22 protein-coding genes, 1 pseudogene and 1 riboswitch are annotated in these 24315 nt (G+C 66.1%); of the genes and pseudogenes, 13 read left to right on the top strand and 10 right to left on the bottom strand.

All coding sequences use genetic code 11. The annotated features are described in order from the left end of the window. Nucleotides 1–12: 12 nt before the first annotated feature. The 3 genes from BFN01_RS04785 to BFN01_RS04775 are packed head-to-tail and all read right to left on the bottom strand — an operon-like array spanning nt 13 to nt 3502. Nucleotides 13–1044 (bottom strand): ABC transporter permease, encoded by a 1032-nt coding sequence (locus BFN01_RS04785; protein ID WP_071642138.1) that lies wholly within the window; start codon nt 1042–1044, stop codon nt 13–15. Beyond that, a complete protein-coding gene (locus BFN01_RS04780; RefSeq protein WP_071642136.1) occupies nt 1041–2000 on the bottom strand; it encodes an ABC transporter permease in 960 nt (319 codons plus the stop codon). The genes BFN01_RS04785 and BFN01_RS04780 overlap by 4 nt, the downstream gene beginning before the upstream one ends. Beyond that, a complete protein-coding gene (locus tag BFN01_RS04775) occupies nt 1997–3502 on the bottom strand; it encodes a sugar ABC transporter ATP-binding protein (RefSeq protein ID WP_071642134.1) in 1506 nt (501 codons plus the stop codon). Before BFN01_RS04775 ends, BFN01_RS04780 begins: the two co-directional genes overlap by 4 nt. A gap of 128 nt (nt 3503–3630) precedes the next feature. Here BFN01_RS04775 and BFN01_RS04770 point away from each other — a divergent pair, with 128 nt between their 5' ends. Further along, complete coding sequence (locus BFN01_RS04770; RefSeq protein ID WP_071642132.1) at nt 3631–4887, top strand: substrate-binding domain-containing protein; 1257 nt, start codon at nt 3631–3633, stop codon at nt 4885–4887. A 73-nt stretch (nt 4888–4960) separates the two neighbouring features. Next, a complete protein-coding gene (locus BFN01_RS04765; protein ID WP_071642129.1) occupies nt 4961–5890 on the top strand; it encodes an AraC family transcriptional regulator in 930 nt (309 codons plus the stop codon). Nucleotides 5891–5956: 66 nt separating this feature from the next. Here the strand turns inward: BFN01_RS04765 and BFN01_RS04760 are convergent, their stop codons facing one another. Next, entirely contained in the window at nt 5957–7522 is a 1566-nt protein-coding gene (locus BFN01_RS04760) for an FAD-binding oxidoreductase (RefSeq protein ID WP_177243805.1), read from the bottom strand. 219 nt (nt 7523–7741) lie between these two features. Between BFN01_RS04760 and BFN01_RS04755 the strand changes: the two genes are divergently transcribed. The 7 genes from BFN01_RS04755 (at nt 7742) to BFN01_RS15415 (ending at nt 14294) form a co-directional block, all read left to right on the top strand. Further along, entirely contained in the window at nt 7742–8515 is a 774-nt protein-coding gene (locus BFN01_RS04755; RefSeq protein WP_071642125.1) for an SDR family NAD(P)-dependent oxidoreductase, read from the top strand. 100 nt (nt 8516–8615) lie between these two features. After that, nucleotides 8616–9623 carry a fumarylacetoacetate hydrolase family protein gene (locus tag BFN01_RS04750; protein WP_071642124.1) on the top strand — a complete coding sequence of 336 codons (1008 nt, stop codon included), beginning with the start codon at nt 8616–8618 and terminating at the stop codon, nt 9621–9623. Nucleotides 9624–9625: 2 nt separating this feature from the next. Further along, nucleotides 9626–10231 (top strand): cupin domain-containing protein, encoded by a 606-nt coding sequence (locus BFN01_RS04745; protein WP_218161799.1) that lies wholly within the window; start codon nt 9626–9628, stop codon nt 10229–10231. Beyond that, nucleotides 10228–12213, top strand: coding sequence for an acetoacetate--CoA ligase (locus BFN01_RS04740; protein WP_218161798.1), 1986 nt, complete (start codon nt 10228–10230; stop codon nt 12211–12213). Before BFN01_RS04745 ends, BFN01_RS04740 begins: the two co-directional genes overlap by 4 nt. 61 nt (nt 12214–12274) lie before the next feature. Continuing rightward, entirely contained in the window at nt 12275–12853 is a 579-nt protein-coding gene (locus tag BFN01_RS04735) for a TetR/AcrR family transcriptional regulator (protein WP_071642122.1), read from the top strand. A gap of 148 nt (nt 12854–13001) precedes the next feature. Continuing rightward, the gene (locus BFN01_RS04730) at nt 13002–14030 is read left to right on the top strand and encodes a fumarylacetoacetate hydrolase family protein (protein WP_071642121.1); all 1029 of its coding nucleotides are present in this window, start codon (nt 13002–13004) and stop codon (nt 14028–14030) included. A 108-nt stretch (nt 14031–14138) separates the two neighbouring features. Then, nucleotides 14139–14294: a hypothetical protein gene (locus BFN01_RS15415; RefSeq protein WP_177243804.1), complete on the top strand. Its 156-nt coding sequence runs from the start codon at nt 14139–14141 to the stop codon at nt 14292–14294. 12 nt (nt 14295–14306) lie between these two features. Here BFN01_RS15415 and BFN01_RS04720 read toward each other — a convergent pair whose 3' ends face one another. From BFN01_RS04720 to BFN01_RS04705, 4 genes are all read right to left on the bottom strand, one after another. Next, nucleotides 14307–14780: a hypothetical protein gene (locus BFN01_RS04720; RefSeq protein ID WP_071642118.1), complete on the bottom strand. Its 474-nt coding sequence runs from the start codon at nt 14778–14780 to the stop codon at nt 14307–14309. Between the two features lie 38 nt (nt 14781–14818). After that, nucleotides 14819–16546, bottom strand: coding sequence for a DUF2075 domain-containing protein (locus BFN01_RS04715; RefSeq protein WP_071642116.1), 1728 nt, complete (start codon nt 16544–16546; stop codon nt 14819–14821). Continuing rightward, nucleotides 16543–16869 carry a nucleotide pyrophosphohydrolase gene (locus tag BFN01_RS04710; RefSeq protein WP_071642114.1) on the bottom strand — a complete coding sequence of 109 codons (327 nt, stop codon included), beginning with the start codon at nt 16867–16869 and terminating at the stop codon, nt 16543–16545. The genes BFN01_RS04715 and BFN01_RS04710 overlap by 4 nt, the downstream gene beginning before the upstream one ends. A gap of 72 nt (nt 16870–16941) precedes the next feature. Further along, entirely contained in the window at nt 16942–18099 is a 1158-nt protein-coding gene (locus BFN01_RS04705; RefSeq protein ID WP_071642112.1) for a DNA cytosine methyltransferase, read from the bottom strand. 137 nt (nt 18100–18236) lie between these two features. Here BFN01_RS04705 and BFN01_RS15410 point away from each other — a divergent pair, with 137 nt between their 5' ends. Both BFN01_RS15410 and BFN01_RS15995 read left to right on the top strand, forming a co-directional pair. Further along, complete coding sequence (locus BFN01_RS15410) at nt 18237–19418, top strand: hypothetical protein (RefSeq protein ID WP_071642110.1); 1182 nt, start codon at nt 18237–18239, stop codon at nt 19416–19418. A 378-nt stretch (nt 19419–19796) separates the two neighbouring features. Further along, nucleotides 19797–20015 (top strand): annotated as a pseudogene (locus BFN01_RS15995) (transposase); the annotation flags it as partial. Between the two features lie 17 nt (nt 20016–20032). After that, a riboswitch (SAM riboswitch) is annotated at nt 20033–20149 on the bottom strand. Between the two features lie 14 nt (nt 20150–20163). On the opposite strand, the gene BFN01_RS04690 reads toward BFN01_RS15995, so the two are convergent. Then, nucleotides 20164–21411, bottom strand: coding sequence for an McrC family protein (locus BFN01_RS04690; protein WP_143187155.1), 1248 nt, complete (start codon nt 21409–21411; stop codon nt 20164–20166). A 26-nt stretch (nt 21412–21437) separates the two neighbouring features. Next, on the bottom strand, nt 21438–23579 hold the full coding sequence (locus tag BFN01_RS04685; protein ID WP_143187154.1) for an AAA family ATPase: 2142 nt from the start codon (nt 23577–23579) through the stop codon (nt 21438–21440). 150 nt (nt 23580–23729) lie between these two features. Here BFN01_RS04685 and BFN01_RS15745 point away from each other — a divergent pair, with 150 nt between their 5' ends. Both BFN01_RS15745 and BFN01_RS04680 read left to right on the top strand, forming a co-directional pair. Beyond that, nucleotides 23730–23855: a hypothetical protein gene (locus BFN01_RS15745; RefSeq protein ID WP_256221027.1), complete on the top strand. Its 126-nt coding sequence runs from the start codon at nt 23730–23732 to the stop codon at nt 23853–23855. Nucleotides 23856–23859: 4 nt separating this feature from the next. Then, on the top strand, nt 23860–24315 hold a 456-nt coding region (locus BFN01_RS04680), incomplete at its 3' end, for an NAD(P)H-hydrate epimerase (RefSeq protein ID WP_305728265.1).

Genomic DNA, 24315 nt, shown 5'->3' with positions numbered 1-24315 from the left:
CTCGTGTGTGCTTCAGAACCGGTCGCGCACGTGCCGGTCGCGCCCGTACAGGGCGACGACCCCGAGGATGATCAGGCCGTACACGATCCGGGTCTGCGCCTCGGTGAGCCCCTGGCTCACGATGATGGTCGACAGCACAGTGAGGATCATCGCGCCGATCGCGGTGCGGGTGAAGCCGCCGCGCACCGATCCGAAGGTGGTGCCGCCGACGAGCACGGCGGCGAGACCCGAGAACAGGTAGGGGTCGCCGATGGACTGCGACCAGCCGGCGCCGAAGGCGGCGATGAACATGCCCGCGGTTCCCGCCAGCGCCCCGGATGCCGCGAACACGGCAGACCACACGAGAGTGGTGTTGATGCGGGTGAGGCGCGCGGCGCGGGGGTTCACGCCCGTGGCGTACAGCCGTCGTCCGGCCGGCGTCTTCGCCAGGAACACCCACAGCAGCACACCCAGGATCAGCACGATCAGGATGACCGGCGGTACCGGGAGCCCGAAGGTGGTGCCGTTGAGCTGTGCGAGCGAGCGCAGCTCCTGCGGCGGCTGTCCGTTGTAGTCGCCGTTCGCGATGAACATCGATCCGCCGGTGAGCATGGTGCCGACGCCCAGCGTGATCACGAGGGGTTCGATGCGGAACCGATGGCACAGCCACCCGACCCCGCCGCCGACGCCCGTGCAGACAACCAGCACGACGAGCAGCGCGACGGGCACCGGCCAGCCCAGACGGCTCGTCGCGTTGGACGCGATCATCGCCCCGAACGTCACGTACCCGGCGATCGCGAGGTCGAGGCCGCCGAGGATCACGACGAGCGTCTGACCCATCGCGGCGAGGGCCAGCAGAGCCGCGAGCGTGAGCACCGCCAGGCCCGCCTGCGGCCGCGCGATGAACGCCGGGATGAGGGTGACGAGCACGGCGACGAGCGCGATGAGGATCACCAGCTGGATGAGCGGCGTCTCGACAGCCCAGCGGCGGAACCGCATCCCACTCGACGGCGGAGGCGGTGGCTGCGTGAGCGAGCGGGTGACGTCGGTGAGCGTGTCGGTCATGCCAGACTCCCTGTGCGGCGCGGGCTGAGGATGGTGGCGCCGAGCACGACGCCGAGGACGAGGACGAATCCGAAGGTGAACTGCACCAGGCTGGGCTGTACGCCCGTCGCGGTCAGCAGTTGCTGCATCAGGAAGAGCACCAGGGCGCCGAAGAAGGTGCCGAGCAGCCCGCCCTTGCCACCGCCCAGTGCCGTGCCGCCCAGGACGGCGGCGGCGAGTCCGAGAAGCGCGTAGGTGCTGGCGAGCGATGACTGTGACGACTGCAGCAGCGCCGACAGGGCGACGCCGCCGACGCCTGCGAACAGCCCGCCGAGCGTGTATGCGAGGGTGCGCACGAGGGTGATGTTCACACCAGAGCCGTACGCGGAGATGTCGCTCTCGCCGGTGGCGAGGAGGTTGCTGACGTACGACGTGCGTCGCAGCAGGAACCAGGCGACCGCGACGATGCCGATCGTGATGGCTGCTCCAGGCACCCATCCGACGGATCGGGCGAGCGACGTCGACCAGTTCGCGCTCGCCGAGACGGGGTTCTTCGAGATCGTGATCGACAGGCCGATCAGGATGAACAGCATGCCGGTCGATGCGACCACCGGATGCAGCCGCACCACCGTCACCAGCAGACCGGTCGCCGTGCCGATCAGAGCAGAGCTGATCAGCAGCAGAGGTATGGCGGTGTACCAGTCCCCGAGGCCTGCAGGAAGCAGCACGGCGACGAACAGGCAATTCACGAAGGTGGCGAGGGGGCCGACCGAGATATCGATGCCGCCGGACAGGATCGCCGGAGTCGACGCGAAGCCGACCAGCACGAAGGGTGCGAGCGTCGCGAGCGTCGCCGGCAGTCGATCAGGTGCGAGGAAGGCGGGGCTCACCGCGAGATTCACCGCGAGCAGGATGACCGCGAGCACTCCCGCGAACGCCCAGGAGTGCCGCTGCAGCATCCGCAGCATCCCGCTCATGCCGCCATCCCCATCCGCTGGCCGAAGTACGCGGCGACGACGGTCTCGGTGGTGAGGTCCGCACGGGGGATCTCGGCGAACAGCTCCTGGTCGCGGAACACGATGACGCGGTCGACGAGCTCGACGAGCTCGTCGACCTCGCTCGAGAGCATGACGACGCTCATCCCGTCGGCGCAGAGCCTTTCCAGAGTCGCGTAGATCTCGCGTTTGGTCATGATGTCGACTCCGCGGGTGGGATCGTTCAGCAGCAGCACCTTCGGGTCGGCGGCGAGCCAGCGTGCCAGCATCACCTTCTGCTGACTGCCGCCGGACAGGCTCGAGATCGGGTCTCTCGTCGACCCCAGCCGGATGCTCATGGAGCGCACGAATTCCGCGAAGCGCGCCGACATCCGTCGGGCGCTCAGCAGCGCACCCCGGCGGTCCTGAGCGAATGTCGCCAGGGCGAAGTTCTCGACGATCGACATCGGCTCGAACAGCGATTCCCCGCGGCGCTCACGGGGCAGGTAGGCGACACCCAGCTTCGCGCCGTTGCCCGACCTCACGTCGATGTCGGGGCTGAGTACGCGTGTCACGGTGCCATCGCCTGCGGTGACGCCGGCGAGGCGCTTCAGGAACGCGTCCTGACCGTGGCCCTCGAGTCCGGCCACGCCGACGAGCTCGCCGGCGCGCAGGGCGAAGTCGATGGGTGCGGAGTGCGTCGACAGCCGAACACCCTCGGTGCGCAGCGTGACGTCGCCGAGCTGGCGGTGCCGATCCGTGCGCTCGAACTGTCCCGACGTGCCGGTCATGTCGGCGACGAGGCGCTCGACGCTGACTTCTTCGCGGTTCACCGTCGACACCGTGCGACCCGAGCGCAGCACGCTCACGCGGTCGGACACCTCGAGGACTTCGTCCATCCGGTGCGAGATGAACAGGATGCTGACACCTTCGTCGGCGAGGCGGCGCATCTCGGTGAACAGTCGGTCGCGGGTGAGAACATCCAGAGCCGCGGTCGATTCGTCGAGAACCAGCACCCGGGGGGCGCGCACGAGTGCGCGCGTGATGCAGACCGCCTGGCGCTCGGACAGCGAGAGCAGGCCTGCGGGCATATCGAGATCGATGCCGTCGACGAGCCTGCCGAGGGTCTCTGCAGCGATTCGGCGCTGCGCGGCGGCGCTGCGACGTCGGCGGAAGACCCCGTCGGAGCCGAGCCAGATGTTCTGCAGGACCGACTGGCTGGCGGCGGTCAGCACTTCCTGGAACACCACCGCGATCCCGTGGCGGGCGGCGCCCCGCGGGCTCGCCAGGGCGAGCTCGGTGCCGTCCAACGTGAACACGCCGCTGTCGGGACGGTGCGCCCCTCCGATGATCTTGACGAGGGTGGATTTTCCGGAGCCGTTCTCGCCGAGAAGCGTGTGGATCTCGCCGGGTGCCACGTCGAGCCTGGCCTCGACAAGGGCGCGGGTGGCCCCGAATCTCTTGCTCACGTCGGCCAGATGAAGGCCGTCGCGGGTATGGGACATCTCGGATCTCCTCGGTGAGCGTGGGGCACGCAGCATCGCGTGTCACATTCAAAACTAGACGAACCGTATCGAATGTGTCTAGTCTGGCCCCGCGCAACGATGCGCTTACCCGATGAGGAGCTTGAAAAATGGTGAAGCCCACTCGCTTCCGCCGCTACGGGGCCACCGCTGTGGCCTTCGTCGCTCTCGGAGTGCTGACCCTCGCAGGATGCTCGGCCCCGGCCGGCGGCGACCAGAACGCCGGGAACGGCGCGAGTCCCGCCGCCGGCAGCTGCGGTGCCGTGCCGCAGGTCGGTGCGAACGACCCCGACGGCCTGCTCGACGACCTCTCCGCCGAGATCAAGGACGGATACAACGGCTACCCGTTCGAACTCCAGAAGTCGGCATGGGCCGACTGGAAGTCCGAGAAAACCGACGGCTTCACGGCCGCGATCGTGGGGCAGGCGCCCGCGGCCCCGTTCATCGCCGTGTACCAGGAGACCCTCGCGAAGGCGCTGGAGGACGCCGGTGTCGACGTGATCCTGAACGTCGCGCCCAATGATCCGACCGACGTGCCCGGGCAGCTCCAGCAGTTCGGCCAGGCGATCTCGCTCAAGCCCGACATCATCTTCTTCAACCCGGCCGCGCCGGAGCCCGCGATCGATCTCGTCGACGAGGCCCACGACGCCGGCATCCCAGTCGTCTCGGTCGTCGTGCCGATCGACAGCCCCAACGCGATCTCGGTGACGTACAACGCCGTGCTGCAGTCGATGACCACGGCATCGGGCGTGTTCGAGTCTATCGGCGGCTCCGGATCGGTGCTCGAGGTGACCGGAGTGCCCGGCATCCCGAACCAGGCCTTCTGGGACGCCGGTCGCGACTACGCGCTCGCCGAATGCCCCGAGATCGACGTCGTCGGCTCGGTGCAGGGGCTCTTCCAGCCGCCGCTCGCGCAGCAGGCCGTCGTGCAGTACCTCGCCTCAAACCCGGCGGGGGTGGATGCCGTCATCCAGGCCGGCACGATGGGCTGGGCGATCCGCGATGCGTTCGCCCAGGCAGGGCAGCCGGTGCCGCCGATCCAGGACGTCGGTGCGTCGCAGGGCATGGCCGCGTATGCCGCAGCCAACCCCGACTACCCGTACTTCGGCACGGCGACCCCTCCGATCGCGATGGCGAAGATGGCCGCGCAGGTCGGCGTGAAGGTGCTCGCGGGGGCGGGGCCCAAGCTGAACCACGTCGTGTGGGCGCCGTACGTCGTGAATGACGACAACCTCGCCGAGGTCGTCGATGACTCCTGGTCCGAGAGCGACGGCACCGACCTCGCTCCGGACGGGGTGTACTTCACCGACGAGCAGACCGCCGAGTTCTTCACGAACCCGGCGAACGGGCCGCAGAGCGCGAACTGACGCGCGGGGGCGGGTCGCCGCGCGGCCCGCCCCGACACTCGCGTTGCGTGTTGGCAGTCGAAGGGACTCGACGATGTCGATGATACTCGACACCAGAGCGGTGTCGCCGACGGAGCGGACCGAGTACTGGGCAGCCGGAATCGCGGAGCACTACTTCCCGATGCGCGTCGAGTCCTTCGGCTCGGCGACGTTCGATGCCCGGCTGGCGGGAGGGGCGGTGGGGCCTCTCCTGGTGCGGTCGATCAGCGGCCCGCCGCATCGCGTCGCGCGCACGCGCGGCATGATCGCGTCGGCCGACCCCGAGAGCATCCTGCTGTACCTGGTGCGCCGCGGATGCTGCATCGTCGAGCAGGACGGGCGGTCGTGCGAACTGCGTGCCGGTGATCTGGCGGTGCAGGACACCTCGCGGCCCTCGTCGTTCGAGGCGCCGGTCGGCTTCGACGTGATGGTGCTGAGCTTCCCGCGCTGGGTGCTGGGTGGCCGCGCTGACGCGATCGCCGCGCGTGCCGCAGAGCGTGTGCACGGCGGTCGCGATCCCGTGGTTCGGCTGGCCGTTCCGCTGTTCTCTGGTGCCGAGATGATGGCCGAGGGGCCCGGACTGACCGGCCGCGACGGCGACGCGGTCGCCGACATGCTGTTGCCGGTCGTGCTGAACCTGTTCCGGCGTGGCGACGATGCGGCCGCGGCATCCGATGCCCTTGCCGCCCGGATGCGGCGCTACGCGCTCGAGCACCTGAGCGACGCCGATCTCGGTCCGTCGCGCATCGCCGGGGCGCACCACGTGTCGACCCGGCACGTGCACAAGCAGTTCGCAGCCGCCGGCGGCGTATCGGCCTGGATCCGGCAGCAGCGGTTGGAATCGGCCGCCGAGGAACTGCGCAGCACCGACCGCCCGGTCTCGGAGGTCGCTTCTCGATGGGGCTACCGCGATCCGGCGAGCTTCGCGCGCGCCTTCCGTCGCGCATGGGGGCAGTCGCCCGGCCAGATGCGCGCCGCCGGCTGAACGCCTGCGTCGCCGCAAGACTGCGCCCCGGGCACAGCCCCGGGCGCAGTCAGTTGTCGCGAAGATTCACCGCTGCGGATAGCCCTCCGCACGCAGCCGAGAACCCCAGATGCCCGACTTGCCGGGGGCGATGATCCCGTTCGGATCGAGGGTGTCCTTCAGCGTCTCGTTCAGGCGCAGCTGCGCGTGGTCGTTGAACCCGAACTGCTCCATCGCGACGTCGGCGAAGTACGGGTGCGCACGGTATTCGCCGTAGCCCATCTTGCCGGCCACTTCGACCATGTGCTTGGCGTGCTCGTACGCGCGGTGCACCTGGTCGGGGTTCTTGGTGTCGAACGGGATGACGTTGATGAAGGTCGTCGATCGCGCGTTGATCGGCAGCATCCCGCCGAGGTAGTCCAGCCCCGCTTCGTGGCACAGCGACCGGAACAGTTCCTGCGCCTTGCGCGCGTGCGACGCAGTCAGCGGAATCACGGGCGAGAAGTCGACGTGACCGCCCTCATCGCCTCCTGACCAGCCGGCCATCTTGTACAGATCGAGGCTGGGCACGCCGATCTGCACACGTTCGTGCGGGTTCGGCAGCGTCTCCCACGCATCAGCGCCGTGCTTCTCCCCGAACACCGACACAGACGGAATCGACTCGAACCGCTTCTTGAGCTTCGCGAAGTTGTGATCCACGACCGCCTCATCGCCGTACAGGGCGAACCGCATCATCCATCGGCCGAGACCGAGCTCCTTCGCGATGCGATCGATGACCTCTTCGGGAATCTGGCCGTCGCCGTCGTACCAGTCCGAGCGTGCGCTGAGCATCGACGCCATGCACAGGGTGTTCGACAGCTGCGGGCGCATGTCGATCGTGCCGTCGAGCATCAGGGAGCGCAGCGCATCGACCACCGCCGGCATCTGAGCGTCATCCCACAGCTGCAGCCACAGCGGCATGTAGACCTCGGGCTTCGGCATCAGCCAGTAGCCCATCTTCGTGACGATGCCGAAGTTCGACTGCATGAACAGCTCGGTGGTGGTCGGCCCGAGGCCGCGCTTGTACAGCGGCCAGGTCGGGTTGTCGTCCATACCGCCGGAACCCGTGCGGTACAGCTCGCCGTTCGGCAGGACGACCTCGAAGCCGCAGTGCGCAGCCTGATCGATCGAGTTGGGCATGTACGTCAGACCGTGCTCGAGGGTGTTCGAGACGACCCCGCCCCAGCCGATGTCGACGATGGATGCCGCGAGGTCGTGCCCTCCCGCCTCGATCGCGTCGTGCAGGTCGAACCAGCTGACGCCGGGTTCGACCATCGCATAGCCGAGTTCGGGATCGATTTCGACCTTCGTCATCTCCTTGAACGACACCATCACGGCCCCCGGCACCCAGGGTGCCGCGCCGCCATAGCCGTTGTTCTTGCCGCGGGCGATCGGCCAGAGCGGAACGCGGTACTGGTTCGCGATGCGGACGACGGCCTGAACATCCTCGGTGCTGCGCGGGCTGACGACGGCCGAGGGGAGGGTCGTCGCGGTGCCGGGCACCTGGAACGGGTCTTGGAAGTCCTGCAGCACCGCCTCCTCGGTGCTCACCTTCCCGTCGCCGATCGCGGCCGCGAACGCGGCGATGGCCTGATCCAGTTCTGCGCGAGTCACGCCAGGAGGCGTGGGCCGATGGGTGGACGTGTCGATGGACATGGTTCCTCGTCTCTTCCTTGAGTGGGGGTCGGGTGTGCTCCGTTCTAGCCCGGCCCGCTCCGCGCGCGTGCGGAATGTGCCGCGCCTGCACGAGGGTGTGCATCCACGGCACACTCCGGCCGTGAACGCCGACGCCCGTGGTGTGCTGACTTCGCTGATCAGCGAAGGGAGACGACGATGACCGAAGGTCGCCTGGCAGGCAAGGTGGTGCTGCTGACCGGAGTCGGCAGTGGGATGGGACGCGTGACCGCGCAGCTCTTCGCGCGCGAGGGGGCGACGGTCGTCGGCTGCACGCTGGACGCTGCGGATGCCGCGGAGACGGCGCGACTGGTCGAGGAGCAGGGCGGCGAGATCGACGTCGCGGCATTCGATCTCGCCGATCGCGTCGAGGTTCAGCGCTGGATCGACGCGGCGGCGCAGCGATACGGCCGCATCGACGTGCTGTACAACAACGCCAGCGCCCCGCGTTTCGCGCCCTTCGCCACCCAGCCTCCCGAAGACTATGCGTTCACCATCCGCAACGAGCTCGACATCGTCTGGCACGCCACGCAGATCGCCTGGCCGCATCTGGCGCGCACGGGCGGGGCGGTCGTCAACATCGGCTCCGGGGCGGCCCATCAGGGGGTGCGCACGCTGCCTCAGGCCGCGCACGCCGCGGCGAAGGGTGCGGTGGTCGCCATGACGCGTCAGCTCGCCGCCGAGGGGATCGCCGTCGGCATCCGCGTCAACTCGGTGAGCCCTGGCGTCATCGGAACTCCCCCGATACAGGCGATGTATCGCGAGCTCGGATCGGATGCTCCGGTGGCGTCGATCGTGTCACGCACGATCGACGGGCGGCCCGGCGAGCCCATCGCCGTCGCGTATGCCGGGCTGTACCTGGCCTCCGACGAGTCCGCCTGGGTGACCGGGATCGACATCTCCGTGGACGGTGGGGCGAGCGCGACCATGTGACGCGACCCGGTCGCGCGACACGTCGGCATCCTCCGTCTTGACATTCGATACTGTTCGTATCGTATTCTTGAGGGAAGCAGTGAACCGAAGGAGGTCCACCATGAAACTCGGACGCATCGTCGTCGACGGCCCGGACGGCCGTGAGACCCGCGTCGTCGCCGCACAGCCCGAAGCCGGACGCGTCATCGATCTGCGCAAGGCGCACGCACTGCGCCTGCAGCGCGGCGGCGCGACCGTCGACGCCGCGCGGCGCCTCGCGGGTGCCACGTTCGGCGATCTGACTGAGGGCATCTCGCTCGGTGACTTCTTCCTCGACGCCGCTCACCACGCTCTCGACGTCGGAGACGACGCCTCCCTCGCGATCGACGAGGTCACGTGGACCGCGGCGCTCAAGCCGCCCGTGATCCGCGACTCGCTGACGTTCAACGGGCACATCAAGAACTTCTTCGGCAACGTGATGAAGTCGTTGCCTGCTCGCGAGGTCTACGAACGGCCCGGCTATTTCAAGGGCACCACATCGACGATCTTCGGCCATGACGAGACCATCCCGTTCCCCAGCTTCACGGAGCAGCTCGACTACGAGCTGGAGATCGGATACGTCATCGGCCGGTCGGGCCGAAACCTTGCGCCCGAGGACGCCTGGCAGCACGTCTTCGGCATCACGATCTTCAACGACTGGAGCCTGCGCGACGTGCAGAAGCTGGAGTCGCCGATCGGCATGGGCGCGCAGCACTCCAAGGACTTCGCGTACGGGATCGGGCCGTGGATCACGACGCTGGACGAGATCCCCTCGATCATCGGACTCACCGGTCAGGTGCGCGTGAACGGCGAGGTGTGGTCGGACACGCGAGTGGAGGACTTCATCTGGACGCCGGAAGAGACCGTCGCGTACGCCTCGCAGCTCAACGGCATCCAGCCCGGCGACCTGATCGGTTCGGGCACCATGGCGTTCGGGGCGGGGGTCGAGCTCGGTCGCTTCCTGCAGCCGGGTGACGTGCTCGAGCTCGAGCTCGAAGGCGTCGGCACGATGCGCAACCGCATCGCGGCCGAGAAGGAGTCGCCCGCCTGGTGGCCGACCCCGCAGCCCTACCCCTTCGAGGAGGCCTGACCGTGGCGCGCAAGCCCGTCCGCCGGGTCGTCACCGGCCACGATGATCAGGGTCGCGCGGTGATCCTGTTCGACGATGCCGATGCGCCGAACAGTTTCAGCTCCGACAGCATCCCGGGATTCGGGGCGACCGTCGCCTGGTTCACCCCCGCCGGTGCGGTCGATCACGTGACCGACGTCGACCCGGCGCCTGCCGGCGCTCAGATCGACTTTCCCGCGGTGGGCGAGACGGTCGTGCGCATCGCGGACTTCCCGCCGGATGCCGTGTACCCGAAGAACGCCGGCGACGCCGTGTTCGACGAGATCGGGGCGCACGAGGAGCGCGAGGCCGGTGAGGAGCACAGCGCCGGCAAGCACTTCTGGTTCCACCGGACGGAGTCGATCGACTACGCCGTCGTGCTCGAAGGCGAGATCACGCTGCTCGTCGACGAGGGCGAGGTCACCATGCGCGCTGGAGACGTCGCCGTGCAGCGTGCGACCGCGCACGCCTGGTCGAACCGCACCGACCGCACGGCACGGATGCTGTTCGTGCTGGTCGGCACCGACCCGATCGCTCCGAGCGAGATCGCCCTGGCGCGCACGGAGGCGAAAGCGGTGGAACCGGCGTGATCGTCGACCCGTCCGCCGCGGAGGGCGAGATCATCTGGCGCCCTGATCCGTCTGAGGCAGAGCGCAGCGGCACCGAGCGGTTCGCCGCGTTCCTGCGTGGCCGCGGCATCGCCGTCGGCGAGGGATACCGGGCACTGTGGGAGTGGAGCGTCTCGCAGCCGGAGTTGTTCTGGTCGGAGTTCGCCGACTTCGCCGGGGTGCGGATGGGCGGATCCGCCGGGGAGGTGTGCGATGGGCGACCGATGCCCGACACACGCTGGTTCCCCGGGCGCACCCTGAACTTCGCTCGGCACCTGCTCGACGGACGAGACGGGCAGGCGCTGATCGCCGTCGCAGAAGACGGCTCGACCGAGGAGATCTCGTTCGACGAGCTCCGCGGGCGCGTCGGCGCGCTCGCCGCGCACCTGCGCTCGCTCGGCGTCGGCCCTGGCGATCGAGTGGTGGCGGTGCTGCCGAACATCCCCGCAGCGGTGATCGGCCTGCTCGCGACCGCGTCGATCGGCGCGGTCTGGGCCGTCTGCTCGCCGGAGTTCGGTTCGGGAGCAATCGTGTCTCGGTTCGCGCAGCTCGAGCCGAAGGTGCTGATCGCGGCGCCCGGCTACCGTCTCGGCGGGGTCGACCGCGACCGCGGCGGCGAGATCGCCGAGGTCGTGGCAGGACTTCCGACCCTCGAGCAGGTGGTGTGGGTCGGCGAGAGCGCACCCACCGTCCCGATCCCCGATGTGGGCGCGCCGGGTGCGATGTGGGCTGACGTGGTGCGTGACGGCGTCGAGCCGGTGTACCTCGAGGTCGAGTTCAGCGACCCGCTCTGGGTGCTGTTCTCGTCGGGCACCACCGGCATCCCGAAGGGCATCGTGCATGGTCACGGCGGCGCGCTGCTCGAGGAGCTCAAGCTCCTGATCCTGGGCGGCGACGTGCGTGAGGGCGATCGTTACTTCGGAGTGGCCTCGACCAGCTGGGTCGTCTGGAACACGCTCGCGAGTGCCATCGGGGCGGGGGCGGTCGCCGTCCTCGTGGACGGCAACCCCACCTTCCCGTCGATCGATCGAGTGTGGCAGGTCGCGGCGCAGACGCGTGCCGCGGTCATCGGCGTCGGCGCGGGATTCGTGCATGCGTGCGCGAAGGAGGGTCTGTCGCCCGGGCGCGATCACGATCTGTCGGCACTGCGCGAGATCCAGGTGACAGGCTCGCCGCTGTCGTCCGACGGCTTCCGCTGGGTGTATCGCGGCGTCGGCGATGTGTGGCTCGTCTCGATGAGCGGCGGCACCGACATCGTCGGATGCTTCGTCGGCGGCGCGCCCACCGAGCCAGTGCGAGTGGGATACATCCAGGCGCCCGCGCTGGGGGTGAAGGTCGAGTCGTGGGATGCCGAAGGTCGGCCGGCGACCGGTACGGGCGAGCTGGTCGTCACCGAGTCGATTCCGTCCATGCCGCTGCGGCTGTGGGGCGATGACGACGGTGCGCGATATCGCGCCAGCTACTTCGACCACTACCCGGGCGTCTGGCGACACGGTGACTTCATCGAGTTCTCCGAACGCGGCATCCGCATTCTCGGGCGCTCCGACTCCACGCTCAATCGCAACGGCATCCGGCTCGGGTCTGCCGACATCTATGCGGTGGTCGAGGCGCTGCCCGAGGTCGCCGAGGCGATGGTCATCGGAGCCGAGATCGGTGACGAGGGCTATTACATGCCGTTGTTCCTCACGCTGCGCGCGGGCGCTGATGAGCAGGCGGTCAAGGATGCCGTCGTCGCGGCGATCCGCAAGCAGCTCTCGCCCCGGTATCTGCCCGACGAGATCATCGTCATGCGCGGCATCCCCCACACGCGCACGGGAAAGAAGCTCGAGGTGCCCGTGAAGCGTCTGCTGCAGGGCGCCGCCCTTGCGGACGTCGCAGACCTGGGGAGTGTCGACGATGCGGGCCTGCTCGCGGAGTACGCCGAGTTCGCGCGAGAGAAGGCTGCCCAACCGGGCCGTCGCTGACGGAGAAGGAATCAAGTGGACGTATCGTATCGGATGAGTCTTCTCTGAAAGGGGCCGGTCCATGGCGATCCGGAGTGAGCACAGCCGGCAGGCGATCCTGCAGTCCATCATGAAGCTGCTCGATGAGCGCGAACCGGAATCGATGTCGATCCAGCAGCTGTCCATCGAACGGATCGCGCGCGAGGCCGGGGTGAGCAAGACGACGATCTACCGCTGGTGGCCGAACAAGGCCGCGGTGATCATCGACACCTTCCTCGAGAACCACATTCTCGCGACCCCGGTGCGCGACGACCTTCCGGCGATCGACGCGCTGCGCGAGCACCTGACATCGCTCGCCGCCGTGTATGCGGGGTACGAGGGCCGGCTCATGGCGCAGCTGATCGCCGAATGCCAGTACGACCCTGCCACCCTCGAGGAGTTCAAGAAACACTTCTGGCGGCCGCGTCGCGAGGCGGTCAAGGTGCTGATCGAACGTGCGATCGAGGAAGGCGCGATGCGCGGCGATCGGACGGCGGATGAGCTGGCCGAGCGGATCTATGCGCCGATCTATTTCCGACTCCTGTTTCAGGAGGGATCGTTCGACGCGGCGTCGATGCGTGCGTCGTTCGATCTGGCGCTGGAGGGTCTCGCCGCCGCGTGACGGTCAGGTGACGCGGGGCCAGGCACGGGTCGGGTCATCGCGAAATCCGATGATCGTCATGACCGAAAGCGCCTTCCTCTGAGGAGCGCTCCCCGTCGATGGTGGAGTGTGTGGGCACTGTCGCCCATCTCTGAAGGAAGGACTTCCCATGACGACTGCGCCCACTGACCAGGTGAGCGATGGCTTCGCGTTCGGCACGTTCGAGGCCGACGGCGGCGCGTTCCCGGGGTTCGTCGTCGCGGATCGCGTCTACGACGTCAGGGCGGTGCTGCCCGGCATCCGCCAGACCGGTGACCTGTTCGCTGAGTGGGATGCCGCCCTCGACGTGATCGCCGCCGTGGCGGCGGATGCGGCTGCGCTCGCCGGTCTCGAGGGTCGCCCGCTCGACGCAGTGCGCACTCTCCCCCCGGTGCAGCCGGTGGGGCCGATCCTCGCCGCCGGGGCGAACTATCGCGAGCACATTCTGCAGATGAGCGTCGCGCATCGTCTGGGGCGCTCCGACGCGACGGACGGCGAGCTCTGGGCCGAGGCGGCGGTCGAGAACGATGAGCGTCGGCGGTCCGGCGACCCGTACGTGTGGACCGGCATCCCATCGGCGGTGTCGGGCGCCTACGACGACGTGCAGCTTCCGGATGTCGGTGAGCAGGTCGACTGGGAGCTCGAGCTCGGCGTGGTGATCGGCCGCACCGCACACAGGGTGGCTCCCGAAGACGCATTCGACTACGTGGCCGGGTACACGATCGTGAACGACATCACGTCGCGGACGCTCGTGCCACGCAACGACATGGCGCTGATCGGCACGGATTGGTTCCGCGCTAAGAATCAGCCGACGTTCTTCCCGACAGGTCCCTACCTCGTTCCCGCCCGTTTCGTGGCGGATCCGACGGCGTTGGGAATCCGTCTGACGCTGAACGGTGAGGTCATGCAGGATGCGACGACGGATGATCTGCTCTTCGACATCCCGAGCCTCATCTCGTACGCGTCGTCGGTGGCGATTCTGCGACCGGGCGACCTGCTGATCACGGGATCGCCGGCGGGCAACGGCTCGCATTGGAAGCGGTTCCTGCGTGACGGTGACGTGATGGAGGCGAGCATCACCGGGCTCGGCGCGCAGCGCACGGTCGTGCGCGGGCCGAGTGGTGTGCTGCCGCCGTGGCAGCTTTCACGCATGCGCTGACTGCGTCGCGACCGTGAGAAACCACATTCGGCATGGGACATGCGTGGTGCCGTGATGCCTCACGCGGAATGTGGTTTCTCGCAGGCGAGCGCGACCCCCGCATTCCCGATGGCGCTCGGGGTGGAGGTGCTGCCGGTTGTCGTGGCGCTGGTGATTGCGGTGGTTGGGACTGTGGTGCGCTTCGTCGCTGAGCAGCGCGTGGTGAGGCGTGACACCAGGACGCTGGCCCGCACGAACATGGGATCGGGCGAGTATCGGAAATGACGGCAACGCAAATCAGTACCCGGCGCCCTCGCCCGGAACGAGGTGATTCACGCCTTTCCTCGCAGCCGCGAGTTTTTCGACCTGACGGTCGAGTTCTCTGCGAAGGTCGCCGACAAATCGCGCGTATAGCTCCGGCTGCGCAGCACTGCGCCTGAGGTATGTGTTGCAGGCGCGTCTCATCTCCGACAGCGGAAGCTGAATAGACTCCCGTTGCCCGACCCGGTCTCGCGCTGCCCGAATCTCGGAGCGCATGCTGAGAACGCTTTGATTCACACGGTCATAGTCGTCTGAGCTGGCCGCCCCTCGGATGGGCTGCTCGTCGCTAGGTCTGAGTGCACGTCGACGATGCAGTTCAGCGATCAAGGAATTGAGCGCTCTCGCTTCTTCTTGGGCCGCATTCAACTTGTACGTGGCGTACGCGATGGCCACGGTGAAGATGGCGCCGATGAACGCGATCAACAGATCGGGAAGGAACGTGTCCCACATGGCGACACTCTGGCATAAGAAGCAGTGGCCGAGAACCCTTACTCGAGCCAGCCTTGAAGCCGCTCCCGCAATCCTGCGTCACACACATACACATACGTGCCGAGCATCCCACGAGTGAGCAGAACCCCGTAGATGTTCCGGATGAACACGAGTAGATCGTCGTCGCCGAAGGCGTCCTTGAGATGCCCGGTGTTCTCTTTGCCCTTCTTGTCGCGGTATGCCTCGCGATCAGCGACGATCGCCCCGTCCGAACCAACACGCAGATCCGGCCCGATGATCACGCCGGCGTAGTTCAGGTCGTACCCCTGCACGGTGTGGATCGAGCCGACCTCCTCCAGCGACTCGGGAGCGTTGATCCAGTCCTTGTCGGTACTGTTCCAGCGCATCCGCTCGCCGTCGATCTCGATGTCGAACGCCGAGGGATCGCGGCGCGACACCCAGTCCCACGCATATCCGGCGACGATGCGTGACAGCCCGATCTCGCGGTCGCGAGCTCGTATCGCGCGACGCATCTCGCCGAGGTCGTCGAACAAGCGCAGGTCGTAGTCCCCGAGGTCCGGCCTTTCCGCATGCTCGTCGCGAAGAAGCGCACGGATGTACTCGACGTAGTCCGCACCGGCGCGCACCCGCATCTGCGTGGTCAGCCGGAAGTGGCGGTGCGAGTCCTTGGCATCCCGAAGCTCCTGTTCGAGAGTCGCCGGCGCGAGGTCGTGCGGCCGAACACTCTGCGCTCCATCGACGAGCAGCAACTGGTGGCGGCTGCGCTCCTTGATCCAGTCGAGCTGGGTGCGCGTCGGATCGTCCCAGCCGAACAGCTTCTCGTTGATCTCGCGGAACTTCTTGTTCTGGACACCCGAAGCCTGATTCGCGCGCTGGTTCAGCCGATGCGTCTCGTCGACCAGGATCAGGTCGAAGAGGGCATCCGATTCCCCGATCTGAAACGGCGTGAGCACCATCGCCGGGTCGAGCTTCGGCGTCTTGTTGAACACCTGCCGCACGGACTGGCGCAGTGACTGCTGCGGGATCACGAGCGCCATCTTCAGATCGCGCAGCAGCTCTCGATTGTCGGTCGTGAAGAACTCGGCGAACATCGAGTCGGGCTGAACGTCGTCGTGGTCCTGGTAGTCGCGGATGTCGGCGAGAAGCTTCATCAGGAAGATCGCGATGATCGTCTTGCCGGTGCCGGGGTCGCCTTGCACGACGAGTGTTGACTGGATATCCGGATGCTGCAGATCGTCCAGCAGGCCCTCGACGATGTCTTCGATCGCGATGGCCTGATCGTCGGTGAGCGCCTTGAAGGGCGAGAGCTTGAAGAGGTCGCTGTTCTCGATCTGCGGGATGCTGCGGCTGAACAGACCTTCGGCGCGCAGCGCCTCGAAGACATCGCGGAATGACTCGCGGTAGATGTCGCGGTCGTAGTAGCGCGCATCGCTGAGTCCGTCGTTGCCGTTCAGGATGCTGTACTGACCGTCACCGTGGAACCAGCGGATCAGATGCGATTCGAGGTCGAGGCAGACGGACTTGTTGAAGCGCTCGCCGATGACGACGCGGATCGACTCGAGGCCCTCGTTCTTCTTCGAGCTGGCGAGGTGTTGCCGCATGCGGGATGCCGCGTTCACCGTCTCGCCGACATAGAGCTTCTTGCTGCGGCCCGAGCTGTCGAGCACGTAGACGACCGGCCAGTCGGTGTGCTGCGCGTCGCTGCGTCCCCACGCGTCAACATGCTGCCGTTCGAAGGGGAGCCGCTCGATGCTGAACTCGGTCATGGCCGCAGGTCGGTGTACTTGGTGATGCGGCCCTTCGACAGCTCGACCGGATACTTCGCGCGTGTCTTCTCGAGTTTGCTCAGCACGATCTCATCGATGTCGACGCCGATCCTCGCGGCCATCTGGAAGCAGTAGGTGAGCACGTCGGCGAGCTCTTCTTCTACGCGAGTCTGATCGGGCGTCTGCCCCCACTGGAACAGCTCGAGCAGCTCGGCCGCCTCGATCGAGATCGACTTTGCGAGGTTCTCAGGGGAGTGGAACTGCTCCCAGTCACGTTCGACGGCGAATTCGCGAAGGGCCTGCAGCGTTGCGGGGGACGGCATGAGGAGAACGTAGCAGCAGGGGCGAGTGGCCGTCGGTTCTCAGAGGACAACGTGAGGACTACACGGATGTTTTCAGCCGGACGCGATCAGAACCGGCGCGTGCTCATTGACATAGCCAAGCTGAGTCATGAGCGCCTTGATAACGGCCTTGCCGAGTTCTAGAGGCACGGCGTTTCCCAACTGGCGTTGCACGTCGGCACGGCTGCCAGCGATGCGGAAGTTATCCGGGAAGGACATCAGTCGAAGCATCTCGGAAACCCGCAGCCTACGTGCTCGCTCCAGTCCATCGTTCGTGCGGATGTTCTCCCAATGGAATGGCCCCACCCATGGCCCGGGCTGCGCTTGCAACGTCGTGGACGGTCGCGCGGGGTCTAGGCGAAGCAGGAACGTCCAATAGCGGCTGCGCCACTCGAATTCGTTTCGGCCGCCGTAGCGGTCGGTATGCCACAGGTAGTTTTGTCCCGGGGGAACTTCCGCGGCGAGTTCCCCGTACCGGCCGTCAACGATCTCGTCCTCGGTTACGCGCAAGCTTGCCGGGAGGCCCCGAAATGCCTCACCAGCCGTTACATGCGGAATCTTTGTGGTGTCGATCGTGCGGTCTCGTTCGCTCCGACCCGAGTGTGTTGGTTCAGGAAACTCGAACCGCTGGCCGTCTCGTCGTCCCACGACGAAGACCCGCCGACGCAACTGCGGGACTCCGTAGTCAGCCGCAAGCAGGACCTTCCATTGCGGGTTGTACCCGAGTTCTCCCAGCGATCTGAGGAGACGCTCAAACTGGTGTTTGTGGGTGCTGTACGTAAGGCCTTGGACGTTTTCGAGGACGAATGCTTCTGGGCGAGACTCACGGACGACGCGCACGTACTCGTCGAGAAGTGACGCGTTCGGATCGCGACTCTCTCGCTTCTGTTCGAGCCAGAAACCGGACTTGCTAAAGGGCGTGCAAGGCGGGCCCCCCACTACAAGGACAGGCTCGGACGGCCGCAGGCCAGCAGTCCCCAGAATCTGGTCTGTAGCTATAGTGCGGATGTCGCCCGAGAGCGTAGCCGCGCGGTCGAAATTGTCTCGGAGCGTATCCAACGCCTGGTCGTCGTAGTCGGTGGCGACAGCCACTCTGAGAAGGCCACTGCCTTCGTCCGCGGGCGCGAGCAGATCTGCATCGGCGCGTTCGACGGCGAGGTCCAGCCCACCTGCGCCCGAGAACAGGCTTATGACTGGAAGTTGTTCACCCATCAGGTACCTCAGTTCGGTAAGTGCTCGCTGGCTACGGCCAGCCGCGCCCAGTAACTAGTATCGTCGAGAGGAGTCTGGCCGAGGCCACCGACATACGGGTCTCTGGGGAGCTGTCCGTTCACCGTTGAGGAAACAAGGTGGCAAAAGAACTGATCGCAGGGCGGTCGTTCGGCGAGGTCTATCGCGCGCAGAACCGCGCCGATCTCCACGATTTCCTGGTCAATGCCGTAGAGGCGTCGGGCGGACGAGTCCTGTACGCGAGCGACGCGAGTCGTGCGCCTGTGTACCTGGGCGTTCAACTCGCGTCCGATGAACGCATCGGCATGCTCGTCTACCCGTTCAGGATCACTGACATCGCGACTGCAAATAGGCCACCTGACGAGGTGCGTGGGCAGCTGCGATATGGATCGGAGAAGAGCTGGCTGCGCGAACATGCGGTCAGCCGTGACGTAGCGGGCGTCGACGTCACGATGATCTTGGGCATCGATCCACTCGCCGAGGTTGCGGTGGGTCTCGATGCCAACCTCTGGGATCCGCTGCCCATGGGGATCTCGTTCTATCTCAAGCGGGCAGATGTGGAGTCAACGAAAGCGACCGGGTGGCACGTCTGGGAGAAGAGGAACCGTCCGGGAACTAAGCGCGCGGACGCCCGCTCACCGTTGAACCTCGAAACTATGGTCGCGTTCACTCCGCCACATCTCATCGACTATGCGCGCCTAGAGCGTCGCGCGACCGCGCTGAGGCTCGACCCGCCGCTTCGGTTCATAGCAGCCCAGGCAATCGTGGAGGAAGGTAAAAATTCACCCGCAACGGGAAGGCACGTACTGGAGGAGCAATTTGCGCTCAACAGTGAGCAGATCCTGGACATTATTGGAGGGCGTAACAGGCTAGCGGTCGCGGTGAGAGGCGGAGTAGCCGAGTACCACCTCGAACAACAGCTTGATGCCTGTGTTGATGTTCACCGCTCGGAGCGGCTGGATGTTGATGCCTTTCACGATTTCGATGTCGAGCTTGTGGATGGGCGATCGCTTCGAGTCGAGTGCAAGAATGTCAGCCCAAAGTCTTTCGCGGACGGGACGTACCGGGTGGAAGTTCAAAAGACTCGAGCGTCGAAGGCCGACCCAGCCTCCAGGCTCTATCGCGTCGACGCCTTCGACGCAGTCGCGGCGTGTCTTTTCTCAGCGACCGGACATTGGGAGTTTCGGTTTGCTCGGACCCGCGACTTGGACCGGCACAAGTCGTTCGCTGATCGGCTCGCACCCATTCAGCGTGTCGATTCACGCTGGGTGAACACGATCGGCGATCTTTCGGTGTCGTGAATTCGTTGCTGCCCATCCGAAGGTGAAGACGACCGAGCGGATAGAGAGTGCGATTTGTTCGAGTGTGAGGCGCTCGTCAGCACCGCGAAGGTGTATCAGGACTGCTTAGTGGGAATGTCGGGGTCGGTTCGAGGCGATTGAATGCTGCGGCCGTTTGCCTTCCTGCAGAGCCATCGCGAGATCGACCTGCAGGGTGTTGCGACGCGCGGGACCGCGATCCGCTGTGTCCGGCACACCCGCGAGAGATCAGTGAGCCGCGTGTGGTTCGGCCGTGGCTTGGCCGAACATAGCCTTCGTACGCGAGCAGGGGACTGCTGCATGAGTAGGTGACATCTGATCTGGCTTGCCCGTGGGGCCTGGAAGGATGTTGCTGTGCCCATGCCCTACCCGAGCGAGTTTCGTGACGATGTGGTTCGCGTTGCCCGAGGCCGCGAGCCCGGCGTGACAATCGAGCAGATCGAGAAAGACTTCGGGGTCCACCCGATGACGTTGCAGAAGTGGTTGCGTCGCGCTGATGTCGACGAGGGCGCCAAGCCCAGCCAGTCCCGGACTGAGGCAACCGAATTGCGGGAGGCGCGCAAACGGATCCGGCTGCTGGAGCAGGAGAACGAGGTCCCATCGACTTGCCCGCACGCGGTCGCGCCGGGCCGGTTCCTCCCTTGGGGCACCCCGCTCGACGGAGCAGGGTTGCCGTGCAGCCGGCCAGGTACCGAAAGCTGCAACTCGTGAACCTATATGGAAGGCATCAGACGGTGCGGACACTTGTGCCGCGGGAGCGTCGACTCCTGCCGGCGTCCGCGGCGATCATCCCGCTGCCTGTTCCCCGAGTACCCAACAATTCAGCGCTCACCTCCTGCACGCGTTCGACGAGCTCCTCCGGTGTCCCATCAAGAGAGATCGCGTGAGCGACCACGGTCGTCCCTGTCGCGGCAATGAGGTAGCGCTGCGGTTCGACGTCACCTGACACGTACAGCAGATGTGCTTCGGGAACGCGAGCCGTCACGGCGTACGCGAGCGCCTGGTAGACATCGGCGTTCGGCGGCGAACCGCTGCCAGGCCCCCACACCTTGTACTTGGTGTCGCCGACCGTGATGACCTGTCCACGGCGAGAGATGACGATGTCCGGACGCATCCGCACTCGACCGTCGACATCCAAGTTCCAGCCCGAGGCCTGCAACTCGACATCGAACCCATCAGAGGCGAGGGATTCCCGCAGCACCGTGCCGACGAAATTCTCGAAGACATGGGCCATGTTCATGAGAAAGGCCGACCCAGCGGTCGTGCCCGCCTGGCGCGCCCACGAAGTCGCTTCGATAACCCAGCGCGCCAATCGGAGGGCGGGCTGGTAGTGGGCGTTCAAGCGGGATAGAGGCGGCATCGTGAGCGGACCATTCACCCGCAGATCTGAGACGTCCCCGAACATGACGAGCGCCGCACTGAGCTCCTTCAGCAATCGTTCGGGGAGCCGCTCCCGACGTGACAGGGCGCTGAGGGCAGCCCTCAGAATACGATTCTCGGGCACATCTTCCGTGTAGTCATCGAGGGTTAACTCGACAGGCGACGGGATACCGGGACGGATCTTGAGCTGTCGTGAGACATCCCAGCGGCCGCGAACCACAGTGCTCGTCTCGGCGGCGGCGACGTAGCCTTTGAGAAGCCCGCGGCGGGTCGCTAAGCCGATCGCATGGAGCAACGACGCGGCCAGTGCCGTCGGCAGGTCGCTGTCGGCTTCGAACGTGAATGCGTGGTTGTCGACCGCGATCTGACTCCCCCCGTACGACGCCATGAAGATCAGGCTCCGCAATGGCGTCTTGGGCTGAATGATGAGCCGCAGACCGTCGAGCCCCACTACGCCGACACGACTGACATCGGTGACGCGCCAGATCCCCTCGTCCGATGTCGGCAGGACCCGGCAGAACCTCATCTCCTGCAGTCGCACAGCCTGCGAGGCGCTGAGCGCGACGATCGACTCGCCCTTCTCGGCGATCGTCACCGTTCGGTAGGCGACAGCGGAGTCGTTCACGGCAGGTGTGACGTGTCCGACGCCGACGCGACGGATCCGAGCAAAGCCGTCAAACCATACTTCACGTGCACGTTCACACCTGTGCCCATGTGTCTCTCCTCAAGCAGCGGCAGGATGCTCTCCTCCCACACCGCATGCAGGTCTTCCATGGTGAGGTCCTCGCGGCGCAGCAGGTGACTCGGGCCGATGCGGTCTTCACGGTCGCGAATGCTTGCGTTGAGCGCATCGAACAACTCTGCGATGGGCAGGGACTGCGGGTGCTGCAACGCCCATCTGCCGAGGATGCCGGCGACCGGAGCGACATCGGGATGCAGCTCGAAGAACGAGAACCGTCGACGCATCGCGGAGTCGAGTAGAGCGATCGAACGATCTGCGGTGTTCATCGTGCCGATGAGCAGAACGTTGGCAGGAAGGCTGAACGACTTGCCGCCGTCGTCCCCGGATCCGGCATACATCACATCGATCGCATCGTCGCGGTACTCCAAGAGGTAGTACAGCTCGCCGAAGACCTTGCTCAAGTTCGCGCGATTGATCTCATCGATCATCAGCACATGGGGGACATCAGGATTCTTCCGCGCCTCATCCGCGATCTCGCGCAACGGACCGCGCGTAAGCGAAAACGAGAGCTGACCGCCGGCATCGGTCACCGGGCGGTAGCCCGCGAAGAAGTCCTCGTACGTGTAGGACGGATGGAATTGAGTGCGCTTGATCACGCTGCCCGGCTTCGCAAGCCGTTCAGCGAGCGCGCGCGCCAGGTACGTCTTTCCCGTGCCCGGAGGTCCATACAGAATGACCTGGCCACGACGATGAAGCGCCGAGGCAAGCTTGGTCAGCCATGCCTTGTCGAGGTGCGTGGCCGCTGCGAGATCCACGACGTCCACGTCACCGACTGCGAAGCCTCGAGGTTCGATCAGTTCCGCCTCGCTGTCGTCGAGAAGAGAATCAGGTGCCTGTGGGTCGACGGTCGGAGCGGGCGTCTGCTTCCAACGCGCCTCGAAGGCCGGATCGTATAGGTCGATCGGCTTTCCCTCTTTGACCTGCAGGGCGATCACGATTGCCTGCAGGTCGGCGTCGGCGTCATCAGAGAACTGTCCGCCGATCTCTCCAATGAAGGCTTTCCGGACCAGCTCACGATGCTCGGGCGAGACGATAGGGCCAAAGAAGCCGGGGTGCACGAGGTACAGCAGCGCATAGCGCTGCGTGGGGAAGCCGCGATCCTTCACGAAAACAAGCTCGCGCCACCGGCGCGGGTCCTCCAGGGCAAGCTGTTGATCGTCCTCGCTCAGTCGGGACCACGCCAGTAGCACGTCGAGGATGACGGTGATCGCGTGGTTGATGTGCGACTGCATCCCTATCCCAGGGTTGAAGGCGCCACCGGCGAAGGCGGTATCGAACACACGCGGGATTTCGACAGGGTGCTGCATGAGCTGCAGCACTGATTCAATGCGCTCGCGCTTCTTTGCATGGCCCATCACTCTGGCGATCGGCAGCAGCTGGAAAGCGAGGACCTCTGCCATGAGCAGCTTCAGGTCATCGGAGGCTTCCGCAAACTGCGTCTCGAGGTTAGCGGTGAACCCCTTGCCCTCTTCTTTCCGTGCATCCGCCCAGAGCGCGTGCAGTGCAGCGATGTTCTGAGGGGTCCACAGCTCGCGACCCGGTGCGAACGCAGAGAGACCTTTGCGCAAGCCTTCATCCACGATCAGCTCCGCAGCCGCGAGGAGCCGACGCTGATTGTTATCGTCGCTCACCCACCGCCCCGGGAGGGCTCGTTCGATCTCGTTGCGTCGTCGGTCTCGGGAACCAGCGGCGATGCGCTGTGCTTCCCGATAGAGCTCTCCGCCCGCGTATTCGCCGAGGGCCGCGAGCCCCTTCGGCGTGATCGACCATTCGCCCGCCAGTGATGGGTTCTTCTGCAGCCAGCCGGATTCGACGAACTCCGAACTCGCAAAGCGCCAGTTCGTTTCTCCGCGAGGCTTGTTCTTCGTGTTCAGCTCGGTTTCGAAGGGGGACAGCGGCACACGAGCGCGAGCTTCTTCCCAGATGTCCGATACAGAGAGGTAGTCTCCGCCTGGCGCCCTTTCGGCGAGGATCTCTAGTGCGGCTCGCGCCCGTTCCGGCGTCTTGAGTTCCTTCTCCACCCCATGCTCCTTCGCCTAGACCTGCGAGCGAGTCTACGAGAGTGGCGGGATCGACAGAGCGGCGACGATGGCGCAGTAGCTGGTGCTGGAGGTGAGATCGCCTGTGAAGTCTTACGATGCCTCTGGTGGACCACGCGTACAGTCGCGGTCATGGATATCGCATCGATGATCATGGGCGGTTCGATCGCTTCGATCATGTGGATCGCCTTCTACCCGTGGGCGAAGCTGCGGCGGCTGAGAGAGCTTGAGTCGCAGGTCGACGGTACGGCGGGGTGACGACATGGCCCCGACCGTCCCCACCTTCACCGCCGCGCAGGTGCGCGCGGCGGAGGCGCCGCTGCTCGCGGCCGGTGTCCCGCTCATGCGCCGTGCAGCTGCCGCCCTCGCCGAGGTGATCGCTGAGCAGAGCCCCGAACGGGTGCTGGTGCTCGCCGGCCCGGGCGACAACGGCGGCGACGCGCTGTTCGCCGCTGCCGACATCGCCGCACGCGGGGTTCCCGTCGACATCCTGCGCACCTCCGACCGGGTGCACACAGAGGCGCTGCAGGCGGCGATGGATGCCGGCGCGCGCAGCATCCGTCTCGACGAACTCGATCCTTCCGCCTACGACGTGATCGTCGACGGCATCCTCGGCATCGGCGCGCACGGTGCCCTGCGCGGGCAGGGCCGCGACGCGGTGACCGCGCTGCTGTCGGCATCCGCCGTCGTCATCGCCGTCGACCTGCCCAGCGGACTC

The organism is Microbacterium sp. AR7-10, assembly GCF_001878835.1.
Classification (GTDB): Bacteria; Actinomycetota; Actinomycetes; order Actinomycetales; family Microbacteriaceae; genus Microbacterium; species Microbacterium commune.
The sequence above is the reverse complement of the archived record's forward strand: the minus strand, read 5'-3'. Positions and strand labels throughout refer to the sequence as shown.

What these genes read in the sequence shown, in the direction of transcription:
- BFN01_RS04785 (WP_071642138.1), bottom strand. Translation starts at nt 1,044, where the DNA reads ATGACCGACACGCTCACCGACGTCACCCGCTCGCTCACGCAGCCACCG.
- BFN01_RS04780 (WP_071642136.1), bottom strand. Translation starts at nt 2,000, where the DNA reads ATGAGCGGGATGCTGCGGATGCTGCAGCGGCACTCCTGGGCGTTCGCG.
- BFN01_RS04775 (WP_071642134.1), bottom strand. Translation starts at nt 3,502, where the DNA reads ATGTCCCATACCCGCGACGGCCTTCATCTGGCCGACGTGAGCAAGAGA.
- BFN01_RS04770 (WP_071642132.1), top strand. Translation starts at nt 3,631, where the DNA reads ATGGTGAAGCCCACTCGCTTCCGCCGCTACGGGGCCACCGCTGTGGCC.
- BFN01_RS04765 (WP_071642129.1), top strand. Translation starts at nt 4,961, where the DNA reads ATGTCGATGATACTCGACACCAGAGCGGTGTCGCCGACGGAGCGGACC.
- BFN01_RS04755 (WP_071642125.1), top strand. Translation starts at nt 7,742, where the DNA reads ATGACCGAAGGTCGCCTGGCAGGCAAGGTGGTGCTGCTGACCGGAGTC.
- BFN01_RS04750 (WP_071642124.1), top strand. Translation starts at nt 8,616, where the DNA reads ATGAAACTCGGACGCATCGTCGTCGACGGCCCGGACGGCCGTGAGACC.
- BFN01_RS04735 (WP_071642122.1), top strand. Translation starts at nt 12,275, where the DNA reads ATGGCGATCCGGAGTGAGCACAGCCGGCAGGCGATCCTGCAGTCCATC.
- BFN01_RS04730 (WP_071642121.1), top strand. Translation starts at nt 13,002, where the DNA reads ATGACGACTGCGCCCACTGACCAGGTGAGCGATGGCTTCGCGTTCGGC.
- BFN01_RS15415 (WP_177243804.1), top strand. Translation starts at nt 14,139, where the DNA reads ATGGCGCTCGGGGTGGAGGTGCTGCCGGTTGTCGTGGCGCTGGTGATT.
- BFN01_RS04720 (WP_071642118.1), bottom strand. Translation starts at nt 14,780, where the DNA reads ATGTGGGACACGTTCCTTCCCGATCTGTTGATCGCGTTCATCGGCGCC.
- BFN01_RS04715 (WP_071642116.1), bottom strand. Translation starts at nt 16,546, where the DNA reads ATGACCGAGTTCAGCATCGAGCGGCTCCCCTTCGAACGGCAGCATGTT.
- BFN01_RS04710 (WP_071642114.1), bottom strand. Translation starts at nt 16,869, where the DNA reads ATGCCGTCCCCCGCAACGCTGCAGGCCCTTCGCGAATTCGCCGTCGAA.
- BFN01_RS04705 (WP_071642112.1), bottom strand. Translation starts at nt 18,099, where the DNA reads ATGGGTGAACAACTTCCAGTCATAAGCCTGTTCTCGGGCGCAGGTGGG.
- BFN01_RS15745 (WP_256221027.1), top strand. Translation starts at nt 23,730, where the DNA reads ATGGATATCGCATCGATGATCATGGGCGGTTCGATCGCTTCGATCATG.